Raw genomic sequence first — 15,121 nt, forward strand, 5'->3', positions numbered from 1 at the left:
CTCAGCGCCGTGAACAGGGAAGACGGACTCAGCGCCGTGAACAGGGAAGACGGACTCAGCAGGGTGACGACGAGGGCGAGCAGGACGACGCACACCGCTGTCATGCCGGATCCACGCGTGGGCGGAACGGTGTGCGTGCAGCGGGCCATCCCCCGTGTTCCTTCCCTGTCGGCGGCGGTCTGCCGCAGCGATCCGGTCCTTCCGGGTCTCGGCTGGGACGTGGGCAGCCGAGGCTTCGCGAAGGTCGGCAGTGTCAGGCTTCGATGAGTCCGGCGCGGATCGCGTAGCGGGTGAGTTCCAGCCGGTCTCTCAGGCCGAGCTTGTGCAGAAGGTTCTCCCGATGCCGGTGGACGGTCTTGATGCTGATGAAGAGCATCTCCGCGATCTCCTTGGAGGAGTGGCCCTCGGCGACGAGTTTGAGGACTTCCTCTTCGCGCGGGGTCAGTACCTGCTCGGGGGGCTCCTCGCCGTTGCGGATTCGGTCGAGGTAGTTGCGGATCAGGGCGGTGACGGCGCCCGGATACAGGAAGGGCTCGTCGCGCATGGCGGCCCGGCATGCCGCCACCAGGTCGCGGTCGGCCACGGACTTGAGTACGTATCCGCTCGCGCCGGCCTTCAGTGCCTGGAAGAAGTACTGCTCGTTGTCGTGCATCGTCAGCATCAGGACGCGCACCGCGGGTTTCAGTGCGAGCAGTTCACGGGTGGCCTGCAGGCCGGTCATGCGGGGCATGGCGATGTCCATCACCGCCAGGTCGACGTCATGGGTACGCACCAGGTCGATGGCCTCCGCGCCGTCCCCGGCCTCGGCGACGACCTCGAGGTCCGGCTCCCGCTCGAGGATGAGCCGCACTCCACGACGTACCAGCGCGTGGTCGTCGGCGAGGAGGATGCGGATCACGGATGTGTGGGGCGTGGTCATGGCTGCTTCCTGAGGAGGGGCACGGTCAGCCGGACCGTCGTACCGGCCTGCGGCGGAGAGGTGACGTCCAGCGTGGCCCCGATGAGCAGGGCCCGCTCGCGCATTCCGCGGATTCCCGCCCCTTCCTGGGCGACCCCGCTTCCGCGACCGTCGTCGGCGACGGCCAGTACCACCGCCTCGTCGGTGTGGTGCAGGCTCACCTCGACCTGGTCGGCCTCGGCGTGGCGGGCCGCGTTGGTCAGGGCTTCCTGGGCGACGCGATACAGCACGAGTTCCGTCTGCTGGTCCAGCGCGGGCGGGCCGGTGTCGAATCGGCGGACCACGCGCAGTCCGACGTGGGTGGCGAACTCAGTGGTCAGCGAGGTCAGGGCGCTGATCAGACCGAGGTCCTCCAGCACGCCCGGCCGCAACCGGCGCACCAGCCGCCGCACCTCGTCCAGGCTCCCGCGGGTGATCTCCTGCACTTGCCTCAGATCACCGCGCAAAGGCTCGTCCGCCTCGTCGGCGGCCCGTTCCAACGCCAGCAGGATCGCGGTCATGCTCTGGCCGACCTCGTCGTGCAGTTCCTGGGCGATGCGGCGCCGCTCGGCCTCCTGGGCGAGCAGGACACGGGCACTACTGGAGGCCCGTTCGTGTTCGAGGCGCTCGAGCATGGCGTTGAAGGTGCGGATCAGTTCGGCGGTCTCACCACGGCCCCCTTCGGGTAGCCGTTGACCGGGGCGCAGCAGATCGACGGTGGTCATCAGCCGGGTGAGCCGGTCGAGCGGGGCCAACCCGATCCGCAGCAGCGCCGCGTTGGCGACCAGCATCACGACCAGACCGGACACGAGGATGACGGCCTCGGTCAGCACCACCGGCACGGAGACGGTGACCGGAGCCCACAGCAGCAGCGCGGTGGCGCTGCCGAGCACGACCGCGTTGAGCGCGAAGATCCGCCAGAACAGGGACAACGGGACGACGCCTTTCCTCGTGTGACACGGCTGTGTCTCTACTGTCGGTCACCGCGCACTCCGAGCATGAGCTGCGGCCACTGGTCCTGACCGGCCTGCCGCCCAGCCTGCCCGCTGCCGCCTCCGCCGTCGATGGGCTCCAATGCCCATTTCCCCGGCCTGCTCCGCCCCGTCGCGACGGGTCCCGGCCCATGCCGCAGATGGGCATCGCCCCCGAATGGGTATCGCGCCCGATGGGTTTCGTACGGGATCCCGGTCACGGTGGAGGCATGAGCCCTCACTCGTGGCTCGCCCGGCCTCCGCCGCCGACGAATGACCACCCGACCCGCCTGCCTGTCCATGGAAAAGGAATCGCCATGTCGCTCGATACGCACCAGTCCGAAGGCCGCCGTGAGCGGCTGACGCCGCACGAAGCCGTGCAGCGTCTCGAACACGAACGCGCCTCCCGCCTCACCCAGCTGCGGGCCATCGGTGAAGCCGGTGCGGCGGCGGAGGAACAGGTGATGTCCACGCAGAAAGACACCATCCGTCGAGTCCTCGCCCAGGTCGAGGCCGCTCTCGCCCGCGTTGCGGACGGCAGCTACGGCGTCTGCCGCAACTGCACCAAACCGATCCCGGTCGAGCGCCTGGAGATCCTGCCCTACACGCCCTTCTGTGTGCCCTGCCAGCGCAACACCGCCTGACAGGCCCACTCCCCCCTCCGTCCTTCCTTCTTCCGCCCTGTCCAGGGGGTGACTTGGTGAACCACCAGACCATCGACGACCGCAACACCACCTTGTCGATCGAGGACTTCGCCGCGCTGCGCGAGAACCTGCACGAACAGCGCCTCTTCCGCCAGGAACAGTTGCGGAATCTCTCGGCCGCCGCCACGACCCGCGCCGACGCACTTCTCGACCGGCAGGCCGCCGCCCAGATCGAGGTCCGCGTCAAGCTCGCCGCCTCCGCCCGTATGGTTCTGACCGACGTCGAAGCCGCCCTCGCACGGATGGACCAGGGCGCGTACGGCACCTGCCACCTGTGCCGCGGGCCCATCGCGCGCGAGCGACTCATGATCGTGCCGCAGGCCCGCTACTGCGCCCGGTGCCAGCAGGTCAGGGAGGCCGGCCGATGACCACCGCGCCCGGGCCCCGCTCCGTGGCCGCCCGGCACCGCTCGTGGCCGTGGTGCGGGCAGTGCACCGGCATCGCCCTCGACCTGGGCAGCGCCCGCACCCGCGCCTGGATGTCCGGACGGCGCACGATTCTCGACGTTCCCACGGTGACCTTCCCGGGCGACGGCGCCACGTGCCCCATCCAACGCGGCACCATCGTCGACACCGCCGCAACGGCCCGGATGCTCGACCGGGTGCTCGGCCACCGCCTGGGCCCTCACGGCCGTCCTCTGCTCATCCTGACCACGCCCGTACTGGGCGGTGTCACCTACCGGGCCGACGTCCGCAGAGCGGTCGAGGTCCTGCGTCCGCGCACGGTACTGACCGTCCCGACCGCGCGCGCCGTGGCCGTGGCCGCCGGTTGCGACCTGGCCCGTCCGCTGCTCGTGGTGGATCTCGGCGCCCACCTCACCGAGGTCACGCTCCTCAGCGACGGCGCGGTGACCGACGCGCGCCGCACCGCCCTGGGCACCAGCGACCTGGACAGCCTCACCCCACCCGCGCGGATCACGGAAGCGGTGATCGCCATGGTGACCGCCATGCTGGTCCAGGACCACACCTCGCAGACGCTCGACGCCCTCCAGCGGGGTGTGCTCCTCGCTGGAGGGGGCGCGCTACGCGTCGACCTCACCCACGCACTCACCGAGCAGCTCCAGGCTCCCGTCCAGCCCGTCCCGGCGCCGCACACCGCCGCGGTCCGAGGCGCCGCGAAGCTCCTCCGGGCCGCCCACGCCCACCCCTCCACCACCGCCATCACTCACGCCGGGTACCGCCTCTAGCCCACGCCCCGCCCTGGCCCGGGCATCGCCCGACGCGCGGCGAGGCACACACGCTCTGCGAAAGGAGAGACATCGTGGCCCGCGCCACACCCCCGCCGCCCCCTCCCGAGGAACTCCCGCGCGTCTTCCTGTGGCGATGGCGGCGCAATCCCCTGCGCCGTCGCACGGATCTCGCGCAGGCGTGGATGGCCCTCGCTGTGACCCTGGTCGTGCTGGCCTCCATCCCCGCCGTGATGGTCCTGGTCGGCACCACCGCCCACCGCCACCACACGGAGACAGCCCGGCACCAGGCATCCACACGCCACCACACGCCCGCCGTACTGGTCAGCGATGCCCCCCGCCATCCGGAACCGGGATCGGACGAGGCGAAGAAGGCCCTGTACCCGGTCACCGTCCGCTTCACCGCCCCCGACGGACACACTCGGACCGCAAAGACCGAGGTCGAGCCCGCATTGAGCGTCGGCAGCACCATCCGCGTATGGGTCAACGCCGAAGGAGAGATCACCGACCCGCCCATGACCACGGAACAGGCCCGCAATCGCTCCATGGGATGCGCCGTCCTCGCCGCCATGGCCGTCCCGCTCCTCGGCATCGCCGCATACGGCTACGCGAACCGCAGGTTGCAGCGCTACAACCTCGCCCAGTGGGACGAGGCTTGGGCCGAGACCGCACCGCGGTGGACTACGTCTCGCTGACGCGGCGAGTCGGTCCGGCGACAGGAGACGCCACACCGGACGGCCCGGTCGAAGCCTGTTGTGACGACCAGCCGGATCTGGATCCAAGCCGCCCAAGCGCTCTGCAGGCAGGGGCACGTCTCCATCCGGATCCGCCGTCCGTCCCAGGAACTCTCAGCCTGGCATCGGTCATCAGTGCGGCCTATCCTGGTCCCGTTGCCCCGGACCCCGGCAGCCGCGGCCGTAAAGAAGAGTCTGGGGCACCGAGACTCATGCGCCCCTCACCTGTACCTCCACGGCAGGAAACGACGAGGGGATGATCCCATGGGGCGCGACGTACGACTCTTCAGCCTGCCGCACGTCTACGAGGGCGAGGCTTCCTCACAGCTCGCCCATGTGTCGTCGGCCATGGAAGTCCGGCAGGAGATCGACTCCGTCAGCACCGCCGAAGCGGCTCGGGGCATGCTGGTCGGTTTCGGGGTGCCGAAGCTCATGGCCTCGCTAGTGGCGGACGCCGTCCGAGTGGGCTGTCACTACATGCGCGGGCACAGTACTCGGGACCGCTTCTGGGTTCTGCTCGGCACGGACGATGTCGGCGTCACCGTCGTGCTCACGGACTGGGACGAGGTCTCGCTCGGGGAGGATCCCGAGTGGCACCCCGACGGCGACAGCCCGGAGGCAATCAATTCCGGGCGCCTTGGCGTGCGTACGAACGCCCAGGGCTACCTGCGAGTTGGCTGCCGGATTCAATGGTCCTGGCTGCAGAACGGCCGCGCGAACGGCATCGCTCACTCAGCCACCTCGACCAAGGGACAGCTGCGCTACTGAGGCGCGAGGCGCGAGCCGGGGTTCTGCCCGAACCGCTACGTACGCGCGGCGAGCGACACGGTCGACGGCCGGTCACGGAAGTGGGCGGTCGCGCCGGCGAGTGCCAGCGGCCCGAGGGAGGCCCTGTAGTGGTGGCCGCACAGGTACAGGTCGATCGGGCGGCCGCCTCGAACCGGCATAAGGATCTTGACCTGTGGCGGGGCGGAGCAGCAGCACGCCCGTGCGGGCCACCCGTTCGTGCCCTGGTCATCAGGGTCGGCGTGGATGTCGTGGATCGTCACGCCGGCACGGAGTGGCTGTCGCCCATCGTCGAATGCGTCCTCCGGTGAGGGCAGACCCGGGTGGCTGTCGGTGCCCCAGCGGGAGAGGTCACTCACGGGGATCGTCAGTACCGGGCAGGTGGCGTGCCTGGCGCAGTAGCGACAGGTGGAGCGGTGAATCCAGCGCCGTGGCCACAGTCGTCGCAGGCGGCGGACGGGTGGCCTGCCCAGGACCAGCAAGTCGTCCTCCCGGTGCGCCGCGGCGACCAGCACCGGACCGGGCCGGCCCATCGCCACCACCTGGTGGAGGTGTACGTCACGGGGAAGTCCCCCCAGCGCCTTCTCGAAGGTCCGTGTCACCGCTCTCAGTTCCCGCTCCTCGCAGGCAGCCAGCAACCGGTGCCAGGGCTCGCCCGTCGGGGGTTGCGGTATGCGGGGAAGTCGCCAGTCGAGCGGGTTCGGCGGGGCCGCGCCACCACCGGTCGGCGCGGGATAGGCGCGCACGGCCATCAGTTCCCGGCCCAGCACCCTGGCCTGGGCGACGGCGGCGTGCAGGGCGCACAGACCAGCCGGGGAATCGTCCACGCCTACGATGACACGACCACCGGACGATCCTGTCATGACCAGTCACCGTCCCTCGGTCGCGGCTTTCAACACCAGCATCCGCGCGAGCACGACGGCCGGGCATGGGCCACAGGTACTGCGCTTCGGGGACGCACGGCCCAAGGAACAGCCGCCTCCCCGAGCTCACAGCACCCGCGCAGAGCTTCCGGAAGATCTTCTTCCGCCCGATCGATGGGACCTCCAGGGCGTCCGGTGCTCGCACTCGATGCCCGTCTCGCACATCCGCGTCGTACGCGTCCGCCCCGACCTGGTCACCGGGATCAGGGTTCCCCGAACGGCCCACGTCCCCGATCCGCTGATTCAGCCCGTCCCGTCCTGGGAGAGCCGTCCGGTTCGGTCCGTCCTGGAAGCAGGGTCGGCGGATGCCTGGCCGGCGCGGTCTCCGGCGGGCCTCTTGGCGACGGAGACACGGCGGGGCGCGATGGTCTCACCGGCGGGGCGCGCGCTCGGGGGCTGGACGCCCAGCAGGCCGTAGACCACCGTGCCGTCCACGGTTTCCCGCTTGAGCAACAGGTCGGCCAGCTCCCGAAGCTGTGCGCGGTGCCGGGTGAGCAGGTCGGTGGCGCGCCGTTCGGCCTCGCGGAGCAGGCGGGCGACCTCGTCGTCGACGGCCGCCTGGGTGGCCTCGGCGAAGGGGCGGCTGCTCATGGCGGGTGCGCCGCGGCCGAGGAAGACGGAGCCGCCCTGCGGATAGCCCACGGGGCCCAGCGCGGGCGAGAGCCCGAACTCGCGGACCATCTTGATCGCCAACTCGGTCGCTCCGGCGAGGTCGTTGGCCGCTCCGGTGGAGCCCTGGCCCAGGACGACGAGTTCGGCGGCGCGACCTCCCAGCCGTACCGCGAGGGTCTGGTTCAGATAGTCCTCGCCGTACAAGTGCCGCTCGACGAGCGGGAGTTGCTCGGTGACACCGAGGGCCTGTCCGGCGGGCAGGATGGTGACCTTGGCGACCGGGTCGGCGCTCGGCGACAGGGCGGCGACCAGCGCGTGGCCGGCCTCGTGCACCGCCACGGCTTCCTTCTCCTCGGGCAGCAGCACGTTGGAGCCCTCCCGGCGGCCGAGCAGGATCCGATCGCGGGCGGCGTCGAAGTCGGCGGCGGCCAACACCTCACGGCCGTCCCGGACCGCGACGATGGCGGCCTCGTTCGCCAGGTTGGCCAGGTCGGCGCCGGAGAAACCGGGTGTGCCGCGAGCCACCACATCCAGGTCGACGTCCTCGCCCAGCTGCTTGTCCTGACAGTGCACGGCCAGGATCGCGGCGCGTTCGGCGAGCGTGGGCAGCGGAATGGTGACCTGACGGTCGAAGCGACCGGGACGCAGCAGAGCCGGGTCCAGTACCTCGGGCCTGTTGGTGGCGGCCAGCACCACGATGCCCTCGGCCGCCTCGAACCCGTCCATTTCGGACAGCAGTTGATTCAATGTCTGCTCGCGCTCGTCATTGGACACGACGGCTCCGGCGGCGGCGCGCCTGCCCCCGAGCGCGTCGATCTCGTCGACGAACACGATGACCGGCGCCCGCTTGCGCGCCTCGGCGAACAGGTCGCGCACCCGGGCGGCGCCCACGCCGACGTACATCTCCACGAAGCTGGAGCCGACCACCGACAGGAACGGCACCTCCGCCTCGCCCGCGACCGCGCGGGCCAGCAGCGTCTTGCCGGTGCCCGGCGGGCCGACCATGAGCACACCGCGCGGTGCCATCGCCCCGGCACGGCGGTAGCGTTCGGGCCGCCGCAGGAAGTCGACGACCTCGGCGATCTCGCCCTTGGCGCCCTCGTAGCCCGCGACGTCGGAGAAGGTGGTCTCGGGCCGTTCGGCGTCGAACACCTTCACCCGGGACTTGCCGACGCCGCCGAGCGCGCCGGTCATCTGAGCGACCCCGCCCTTCGACAGCCGCCGCCAGAACCAGAAGATGATGATGAACGGTCCCAGCAGGAGGATCAAGGACAGCGCCTGGGAGCCGAAGGACGTCGTGGTCGACGGCTGGGACGCGGTGACCTCCACCTTGTTCTTCTCCAGGCGGGTCAGCAGCTGGTCGCCGGCGAGCTGGACGGGGACGACGGTACTGAAGGCGTGCCCGTTACCGAGCCTGCCGCTCGTGTGCCCGTCGGAGCTGATCGTGACGGACTTGACCTTGCCGGCGTCGACGTCGGTGAGGAACGTCGAATACGTCAGGTTCACCTTCTGCGTGTCGGTGGACCGCGTCATGGGCAGCACCGTCCACAGGCCGACGGCGAGGAGGATCGCCAGCGGCCACAACCAGTGCCGCCAGGCGGGCGGAGGCGGCGGCGCGGTCGGTGACGGCCGGTCGCCCGGTGGCGGCGGCTGGGCCTGCTTGGTCATGGCGTCTCCATGCGTTCTCAGGCGGGCCCACCAGGTGGCCTGGGGTAGCGAGCGGGGTCGGAGTCGAAGGCGGACACGGAACGGGCGTGGTGATTTGCGGGGAGCACGCGGTCGTACAGCAGCTCGTACATCCACTGTCACGCTCGCGTACGTGTCCCCACAGGGGCCCACCGTCCCCGCGCACAGGGCTGCCCGGCCCTTCGGACGTCTGGGCAACGGCCTCCTTCACCAGTCCGGGGTGGCGGGCGGCCACGTCCGGTCCGCGGCGTCGGCCCTCTTCGCTGGTCCCTCCTTGGCTTCCGGTCCCGATCTCATCGACGTCTCTCCGCCAGCCGGTGATGGCGGCTTTCTCGGCGCACGAGCAGGCAGGCGCCGGGGCCGTCGGCCGTCCGAGGATCACCTGCGACGACCGGGGTCGTCCTCACATGTGGCCGGAAGCCGCAACGGTGGAACGCGCCCGCGTGTCGGGGCGATGGGTGAGGTGGCTGGTGACCGCCACGACCCCGTCCACGTGCGCGGCGATCCACGCCGCGAGTTCGGTGTCATCGCGCTGCCGCAGATGTCCCCTCAGCGTCACCACTCCCGCATCGACCTCGACGTCCACCGCGTAGCGGGGCACATCCAGGCCCAGGACCACGCGGCGGCTCACTTCACGACGGATTTCGTCGTCCGTGCGCAGGAAGACCCGCAGCAGGTCGCCGCGGGTGACGATGCCGACCAGGTGGCCCTTGTCGTCCACCACGGGCAGCCGTTCCACGCCATGCTCGCGCATGATCTGTGCGGCCTCTGTCACGTAGTGGTCAGGGGTGACAGTGATCGCCGGCCGGGTCATGAGGTGATCTGCGGTCCTGGCGCGGGCCTTGGCCGCGGCGGTGCGGGCGGAGAGGGTCAGCTTCGGCCGACGAACGCGCCTGTGCTCGTAACCGTCGTCCTGGTGGGTCTGACGCTGCATGAGGTCGGTCTCGGAGATCACTCCGACGACCTTCTCCTCGTCGTCCACGATGGGCAACCCGCTGATGCGGTTGTCCGACAGCAGCCGGGCGATCTGCTTGAACGGCGTCTCGCCGTAGGCGCGTACCACCTCCTGGGTCATGACGTCCTTGATCCTGCAGTACATCATCGCTTCTTCCTCCTTTCGTTCCCATGGGCACCAACTGCGGCACGGTGGACGTGTGTCGGGCCGTCCCCAACTCTTCTACCGTTTCCAGTCTCTGACGGTGCGCCGCCCAACACATGAGTCCTACGGGTCACAGATCACGCCTACCGGCCCATGCCGGCCGTACCTCGCCGCCGTCCGCCGTCCCACGTCCGCTCCTGAACCAGGCTGCCGCCGAACACACGCGCCGAATCCCGCCTGAGCCGAGACCACCGCGCTTCGTTCTCGACAACGGTCGTCCGGTCGGCATCGTCGCTCTCGCCGCCAGACCCTGAACAGCCCTGCCATGACTACCGATTGGCCCTCGAAGGCGGCAGACATGAGCGATGTACTGGGAGGTGAGGTATGTCAGCCTTCTTCTTCGAGAAGGGAGGAGAACGTCATGGCCACGCCTCGAACCTTCCGTCACATAGCGCTGGGAGCCATGGTGCTCCCCCTCGCCATGCTTGCACCGACCTCCGGAAGCACCGCCACAGAAACCGCCGCCGACACCGCGGTTCAGGGCCGCGGCGGGAACCCGGCGTCCACCGTCGACCATGTCGCCGACTTCTACGGCGCCTACACCGACGTCCTGCACGACGTCGGCCACGGCCGCCTGTCCGATGCCCTGCGCGGGCACTACCTCACCCCAGAGCTGCGTCGCGCCTTGGCACGCTGGGAGGCGGCCCACCACCGGGACGGCGTTCTGCGCGCCAAGGGCGTCCCCACGCAGTGGCGCGTCGAGTACAACGACAGCGGCATGGGCCATTGCTGGACCCGGGTCACCCTCACCTGGAACGACCCCGGAAAACACAAGCGAACGAGTCACGTGATGATTCAGTCCGACCTCGCCACCCGGCTGATCTCAGGTATTCGCGCGGACGAATGAGGCATACGAGCCCCATGGCACAAGCCACCGCTACGGCAAGGACAGCGGGACTGGAAACGCTGGCTGGTTGGCTGGCTGCAGGTGAGTGGGGTGCGGCAGCACACCGGCGGCCCCGTCGGCGGCCGGAGGTCCGATATACCGACTCGGAGGTGGAACGGCTTCTATCGCCGTCCGCTGCACCGCCGGCCCTCGCGCGGGATCCGGCCCAGCATCACGCAGCGCTATATGTCCGTTGGCCGTGGTTATGCGAGAACAGGGCCGGCTAGTGCTGTGACCGGGATGGTCCACCGTGATCGGGAGGCGGCTCGCGGGACGAGCGCACGCGCAACGGCTGGTATTACTGGGGCATGCAGGAAGAGACGGCACGCTCCGCGATCGACACGTTCATCTCCGCGTTCAACGCATCGGACGAAAGCTATGTGACTGCCCTCCTCTCCCAGGCCCTGACCTCAGACGTGGTCTTCTGGGGGCCGTTGGGTCGCAGCGAAGGGATCGAGGCGGTCGAGCGGTTCGTGCTGGACATCCGGCGCCACCCGGCGGGGACCGGCACGATGGTGCGCTGCTCAGCGGTGGACATGCCTGACGAGTGGGCCCGGTACCAGTGGGTCTTCACCACGCCGGATGGAGGCCCCCGCCTGGCGGGAACGGACGTCGTCCATCTGCGGCGGAGCCTCATCGACCAGGTCATCGTCTTCGCGGGGGAGATCGAGCCGTCCGCCTCCTGAGTGAACCTACGCCGTCACAGCACTAGACCTGCACAGAGAACCGGGCCTGGTCGAATCGGTGGGCGGCGAGGTCTTCAGAGCGGATGAGCCAGTAGAGGGTGCCCTCGTCGCCCCAGGTCATCTTCGCGTCGCTGTCGCTGCCGAACTGGGCGAGCAGGACCCAGCGTTCGGCTTCCTGGTCCAGCGGTTGGTCGCCCCACTCGTGCGTGCCGCCGAGTGTCGCGTTCGCGATCTCGTACTCCACCGGGCCCTGGAAAGCGACGGCGTGGCCGCCGATCTGGTGGTCGATTTGGGCGTGCAGGTGTCCGAAAGCGCGGACGAACGGTTTGAGCTCGGCCGGGGTGTCGCGCGGGTGGGGCCAGTGCCGGTTGTCACCGAGCAGGGCACGCCGGGCCTGGGGCAGCCACAAGTCCGGGGCACTCTGCCCGGTGTCTGCGGTGAGGTCCACACGCTGGAACGCCTCCAGGACGGGGGGCGTGTCCGCCGGGAAGACGGGGGTGTCCTCCGGGATGTACAGCACCTGGGCCCCGGCCCAGGTCTCCGGGTCGTCGACGGACACGAAGGCGTCTTCGTCCACCTGACCGTCGAAGTAGAAGAAGAGCAGGGTTCCATCCCGGGGGAACTCCTTGGCAAGTCCGTCTCGGGGCAGTGCGGCACACCGCACCGAAGCGACGAAGGACAAGGGCCCGTATGCGGGCCACTCGGGCCAGGCGGCCCCTGCCGGAAGCTCCGGGGCTCCGCCGAGAACGGCCACGGTCTGCTCGTCGGCTTCGGCCTGACGCAGGCGTATGCACGGGCGCAGGAGCGGTGTCCAGCGCTGGGCAAGATCGCCGGGAAGGTGCTCGGCGGCAAGCCGGGAGTATGGCTCATCAGTCATGCGGCTCATCATCTCGGGCCCCACTGACACTGCGGGCGTCGACCTCACACGTTGCGTGACCTTCGAGGATGGATCAAGGGAGCGTAGATCGCCCCGGTCACGGCCCTCACCGGCGTCGCGTCGTGCCCGTCCGGTGGACGCAGCCGCCGGGCTTGCCTCGGCGATCCCCCCAGAGGGGGACGGGGGCTCGGAGGATCACATACGCTGCGGCCGTACGACGAGTCCCACGGGCGCCCGGCGTCGGCCGGGACCGACTCATCGGAGGCGATGGCACTGCTCACCCTGGATCTGCACCCCGTCTTCCGCAGCGACCGCGCCATCGACACGGCCCTGCGGCAGACCCTCTTCAAGGCCGCCGCCACCGGAGTCGACACCGTCCAGATCATCCCGGGCAAGGGGACGGGCCAGCTGAAGAAGCGCGTGCTGGCGGTGCTGGCGCAGAAGCACCTCAAGAAGCTGTACGCCCGTGTGGAGACGGATCCGACCAACGCCGGCCGGATCCTGGTCCACCTGCGTTGACCCCCCGGACCGACACGCCGCTCACACGGGCGCTTCCGTCAGACCCGCCGACAGCCATCGCACCACCGACTCCGCGCTGTACGACTCGCCTGCGGGGGCCAACTGCCGTAGGAAGCCGAGGTCCTGGCCGATGGTGACGATGGGAGGTTCGACCGCGCCGTGCGGGCGGCGCTGGCCGAGCCCGACGGCGGCCAGCAGCCCGTTGCACAGGCACTGCCGGCCCTTCGTCTGCTCGGCGGCGCCGCCCTTGCGGACGTACATCGCGGCCGGCTCCGCGGGACAGCGGTAGGCGATGGCGCCCTGCTCGGTGCGGTAGGGGGTGCGCAGATAGCCGAGGTCGCACAGCCGGCGGCGTGCCGCGCTCACGGAGGGGTCGGCCAGTGTGCCGGGCAGGTCGGCGACCTTGAACGGAAAGCTGGTCGGGGAGGCCGCCGGATCGTTGTGGACGGTCAGTTCCGTGCGCAGCTCACGCTCGACCAGCTTGCGCCGCAGCCCTGCTTCGAGGCCGGACTCCTCGCACAGCGCGAAGACACTGCCGAGTTGGACGCCGACCGCCCCCGCTGCCCGTGCCCGGCGAAGATGCTCGGGTCCGCACTGGCCGCCGGCGATCCAGAAGGGCAGGCCGAGGGCGGCCATCTTGGCGAAGTCGGGGGTATCGCGGGGCCCGTAGACGGGGTCGCCCCGCTCGTCGAGGCGCATCGGCCCGCGCGGCGGCGCGCTGTGCCCGCCGGCGCCATGGCCCTCGACGACGAAGCCGTCGGGCGTGGTCTGCGCCGAACGGCTCAAGTACGACGCCAGGGCCGGTAGCGAGACGATGGCCAGGACGTCGGGGCGGCGCAGAGGCCCCGGCTGCGCGCCGCACAGCACCGAGGCCGGGTCGAAGGCCAGCTCCACGGGCGTGTCGTCACCGTCGACGTCCAATCGGGCGGTGACTGGCTCGAGTTGGGCGAGCCGGGTCGCCATGCCCGGGATCTGCGCGGGAATGCCCGCGCCGACCAGGACGTAGTCGACACCGGCCAGGATCGCACCGAACATGGCCGGGGCCGTGGCGAGTTGGACCTTCGCCAGGTAGTTGATGCCGACCTGTCCGTCGTGGCCCTCCTTGGCGAGCCACACCTCACAGAAGTTGGCGACGACCGTCAACTCTCGTGCCGAGCACGTCTCGTCGGCCGTCAGCCGGGGTGTGGCGGCGTACCGCTGGTCGGCCCCGATCCCTTCCTCGACGAAGTAGCGCTGCCGTATGGAGTCGGCGAGTTCCGGTACGGGGAAGGCGGCGAGGGCCCGCCTGAGGTGGCCGCCGGGGTCACCGTTCTGCAGCGTCCGGATCAGCAGGGTGTCCAGGGCGGTGCCGGAGACGACGCCCAACTGCCCCGCGCGCGCGACGGAACGGGCCAGGCGCCAGCCGGACACCCCCACCCCCATCCCCCCTTGGATCAGCCAGGGCAGGTCGGTCTTCGTACCGGGAGTGCTCATGGTTCCTCGCAAGGATGATCGCCGGTTCGGAACACCTACTTACGGTTCCGTAACCTACGCTACCGTAACCAAGGCCAGCAGAGCTTCAGGGTCTCGGTTCTACGATCTCTTGGGTGCCGATGACGGCGAGGAGGTCGAGGGCGTCGGCGCTGTCGGTGCCGACCGCGGGGGTGAACCAGAGCAGCCGCTGCCGGCCGTCTTCGCTGAACAGGCTGAGGCAGTTGACCTCGATCAGGCCGATGGCGGGGTGGTTGAGGCGTTTTCGGTCATTGCGTCGGAACGCCACGTCGTGGTCGGCCCACAAGTCGGCGAATTCCCGGGAACTGCCGAGCAGCGAACCGATCATCGAACTGGCCTCGGTATCCTTGCTGTCCCGTCTGGCGGCCGCGGCCCGCAGGTCGGCGACGAAGGCGCGGGACTGCTCGCCATGGTCGGCCTCGGGATACAGGTTGCGGGCGGCGGGGTCGGTGAACCATCGGTGGACGAAGCTGGCCCGGGCGCCACGGAAGCCGGAGTGGTCCCCGAGCAGCGCCACTGCGAGCGGGTTCTGAACGAGGGTGACGTGCAGGTCGGTGATGACCTGTGCGGGTGTCGACGTAAGGCGGGTGAGCAGGTCGAGCATGCCGGGGTGGACGTGCGAGGCGGCTGAGCCGGCCGCGGGCACCGGACGGTCCGCCAGGTGGTAGAGGTAGTCCCGCTCGTCGGCGGTCAGGCGCAGTGCCCTTGCCAGCGCGGCGACCATCTGCTCGGAGGGCTGGGACCCGGCTCCGCGTTCGAGCTCGTTGTAGTAGTCCACCGAAGCACCGGCGAGCTGCGCGACCTCGTCGCGGCGCAGTCCGGGCACCCGGCGCCGGGGGCCGGACGGCAGTCCCACGTCGGCCGGACGAATGCGCTCGCGCCGGGAACGCAGGAAGACCCCCAGCTCGGTGTATTTCCCAGAAGCCATGCCTGCCATTGTGCGTCCGGCCGGAGTGGCGGAACC

Annotated in this window: 16 protein-coding genes; 8 read left to right on the forward strand and 8 right to left on the reverse strand. The window is 70.1% G+C overall.

Annotated elements, in window-relative coordinates:
- Nucleotides 1–253 precede the first annotated feature (253 nt).
- Both ACQF4J_RS02695 and ACQF4J_RS02700 read right to left on the reverse strand, forming a co-directional pair.
- Nucleotides 254–919, reverse strand: coding sequence for a response regulator transcription factor (locus tag ACQF4J_RS02695; protein ID WP_351567756.1), 666 nt, complete (start codon nt 917–919; stop codon nt 254–256).
- On the reverse strand, nt 916–1,869 hold the full coding sequence (locus ACQF4J_RS02700; RefSeq protein ID WP_351567754.1) for a HAMP domain-containing sensor histidine kinase: 954 nt from the start codon (nt 1,867–1,869) through the stop codon (nt 916–918). Before ACQF4J_RS02700 ends, ACQF4J_RS02695 begins: the two co-directional genes overlap by 4 nt.
- A gap of 356 nt (nt 1,870–2,225) precedes the next feature.
- Here ACQF4J_RS02700 and ACQF4J_RS02705 point away from each other — a divergent pair, with 356 nt between their 5' ends.
- The 5 genes from ACQF4J_RS02705 (at nt 2,226) to ACQF4J_RS02725 (ending at nt 5,300) form a co-directional block, all read left to right on the forward strand.
- Entirely contained in the window at nt 2,226–2,552 is a 327-nt protein-coding gene (locus ACQF4J_RS02705) for a TraR/DksA family transcriptional regulator (protein ID WP_351567751.1), read from the forward strand.
- Nucleotides 2,553–2,605: 53 nt separating this feature from the next.
- Nucleotides 2,606–2,980 (forward strand): TraR/DksA family transcriptional regulator, encoded by a 375-nt coding sequence (locus ACQF4J_RS02710; RefSeq protein WP_351567748.1) that lies wholly within the window; start codon nt 2,606–2,608, stop codon nt 2,978–2,980.
- Entirely contained in the window at nt 2,977–3,798 is an 822-nt protein-coding gene (locus ACQF4J_RS02715) for a rod shape-determining protein (RefSeq protein WP_427164414.1), read from the forward strand. The genes ACQF4J_RS02710 and ACQF4J_RS02715 overlap by 4 nt, the downstream gene beginning before the upstream one ends.
- Before the next feature lie 74 nt (nt 3,799–3,872).
- Nucleotides 3,873–4,493, forward strand: a complete 621-nt coding sequence (locus ACQF4J_RS02720; protein WP_351567742.1) for an Rv1733c family protein — start codon at nt 3,873–3,875, stop codon at nt 4,491–4,493.
- Between the two features lie 303 nt (nt 4,494–4,796).
- The gene (locus ACQF4J_RS02725) at nt 4,797–5,300 is read left to right on the forward strand and encodes a hypothetical protein (protein ID WP_351567740.1); all 504 of its coding nucleotides are present in this window, start codon (nt 4,797–4,799) and stop codon (nt 5,298–5,300) included.
- Between the two features lie 35 nt (nt 5,301–5,335).
- Here the strand turns inward: ACQF4J_RS02725 and ACQF4J_RS02730 are convergent, their stop codons facing one another.
- The 3 genes from ACQF4J_RS02730 to ACQF4J_RS02740 all read right to left on the reverse strand — a co-directional run bounded on the left by ACQF4J_RS02730 (nt 5,336) and on the right by ACQF4J_RS02740 (nt 9,641).
- Entirely contained in the window at nt 5,336–6,181 is an 846-nt protein-coding gene (locus ACQF4J_RS02730; RefSeq protein ID WP_351567737.1) for a universal stress protein, read from the reverse strand.
- A gap of 303 nt (nt 6,182–6,484) precedes the next feature.
- The gene (gene ftsH / locus ACQF4J_RS02735) at nt 6,485–8,521 is read right to left on the reverse strand and encodes an ATP-dependent zinc metalloprotease FtsH (protein WP_427164416.1); all 2,037 of its coding nucleotides are present in this window, start codon (nt 8,519–8,521) and stop codon (nt 6,485–6,487) included.
- A gap of 421 nt (nt 8,522–8,942) precedes the next feature.
- Entirely contained in the window at nt 8,943–9,641 is a 699-nt protein-coding gene (locus ACQF4J_RS02740; RefSeq protein ID WP_351567728.1) for a CBS domain-containing protein, read from the reverse strand.
- Between the two features lie 418 nt (nt 9,642–10,059).
- On the opposite strand from ACQF4J_RS02740, the gene ACQF4J_RS02745 reads away from it, so the two are divergent.
- Nucleotides 10,060–10,545, forward strand: coding sequence for a hypothetical protein (locus ACQF4J_RS02745; protein ID WP_427164417.1), 486 nt, complete (start codon nt 10,060–10,062; stop codon nt 10,543–10,545).
- Between the two features lie 347 nt (nt 10,546–10,892).
- A complete protein-coding gene (locus tag ACQF4J_RS02750; protein WP_351567723.1) occupies nt 10,893–11,270 on the forward strand; it encodes a nuclear transport factor 2 family protein in 378 nt (125 codons plus the stop codon).
- A gap of 22 nt (nt 11,271–11,292) precedes the next feature.
- Here the strand turns inward: ACQF4J_RS02750 and ACQF4J_RS02755 are convergent, their stop codons facing one another.
- Nucleotides 11,293–12,147 (reverse strand): YwqG family protein, encoded by an 855-nt coding sequence (locus ACQF4J_RS02755; protein ID WP_351800937.1) that lies wholly within the window; start codon nt 12,145–12,147, stop codon nt 11,293–11,295.
- A 267-nt stretch (nt 12,148–12,414) separates the two neighbouring features.
- On the opposite strand from ACQF4J_RS02755, the gene ACQF4J_RS02760 reads away from it, so the two are divergent.
- Entirely contained in the window at nt 12,415–12,666 is a 252-nt protein-coding gene (locus ACQF4J_RS02760; protein WP_351567717.1) for a Smr/MutS family protein, read from the forward strand.
- A 21-nt stretch (nt 12,667–12,687) separates the two neighbouring features.
- Here ACQF4J_RS02760 and ACQF4J_RS02765 read toward each other — a convergent pair whose 3' ends face one another.
- Nucleotides 12,688–14,139 (reverse strand): nitronate monooxygenase, encoded by a 1,452-nt coding sequence (locus ACQF4J_RS02765; RefSeq protein WP_427164419.1) that lies wholly within the window; start codon nt 14,137–14,139, stop codon nt 12,688–12,690.
- An 85-nt stretch (nt 14,140–14,224) separates the two neighbouring features.
- A complete protein-coding gene (locus ACQF4J_RS02770) occupies nt 14,225–15,094 on the reverse strand; it encodes a helix-turn-helix transcriptional regulator (RefSeq protein WP_427164420.1) in 870 nt (289 codons plus the stop codon).
- Between the last annotated feature and the right edge of the window lie 27 nt (nt 15,095–15,121).

The organism is Streptomyces sp. C1-1 (assembly GCF_050214755.1).
GTDB lineage: Bacteria > Actinomycetota > Actinomycetes > Streptomycetales > Streptomycetaceae > Streptomyces.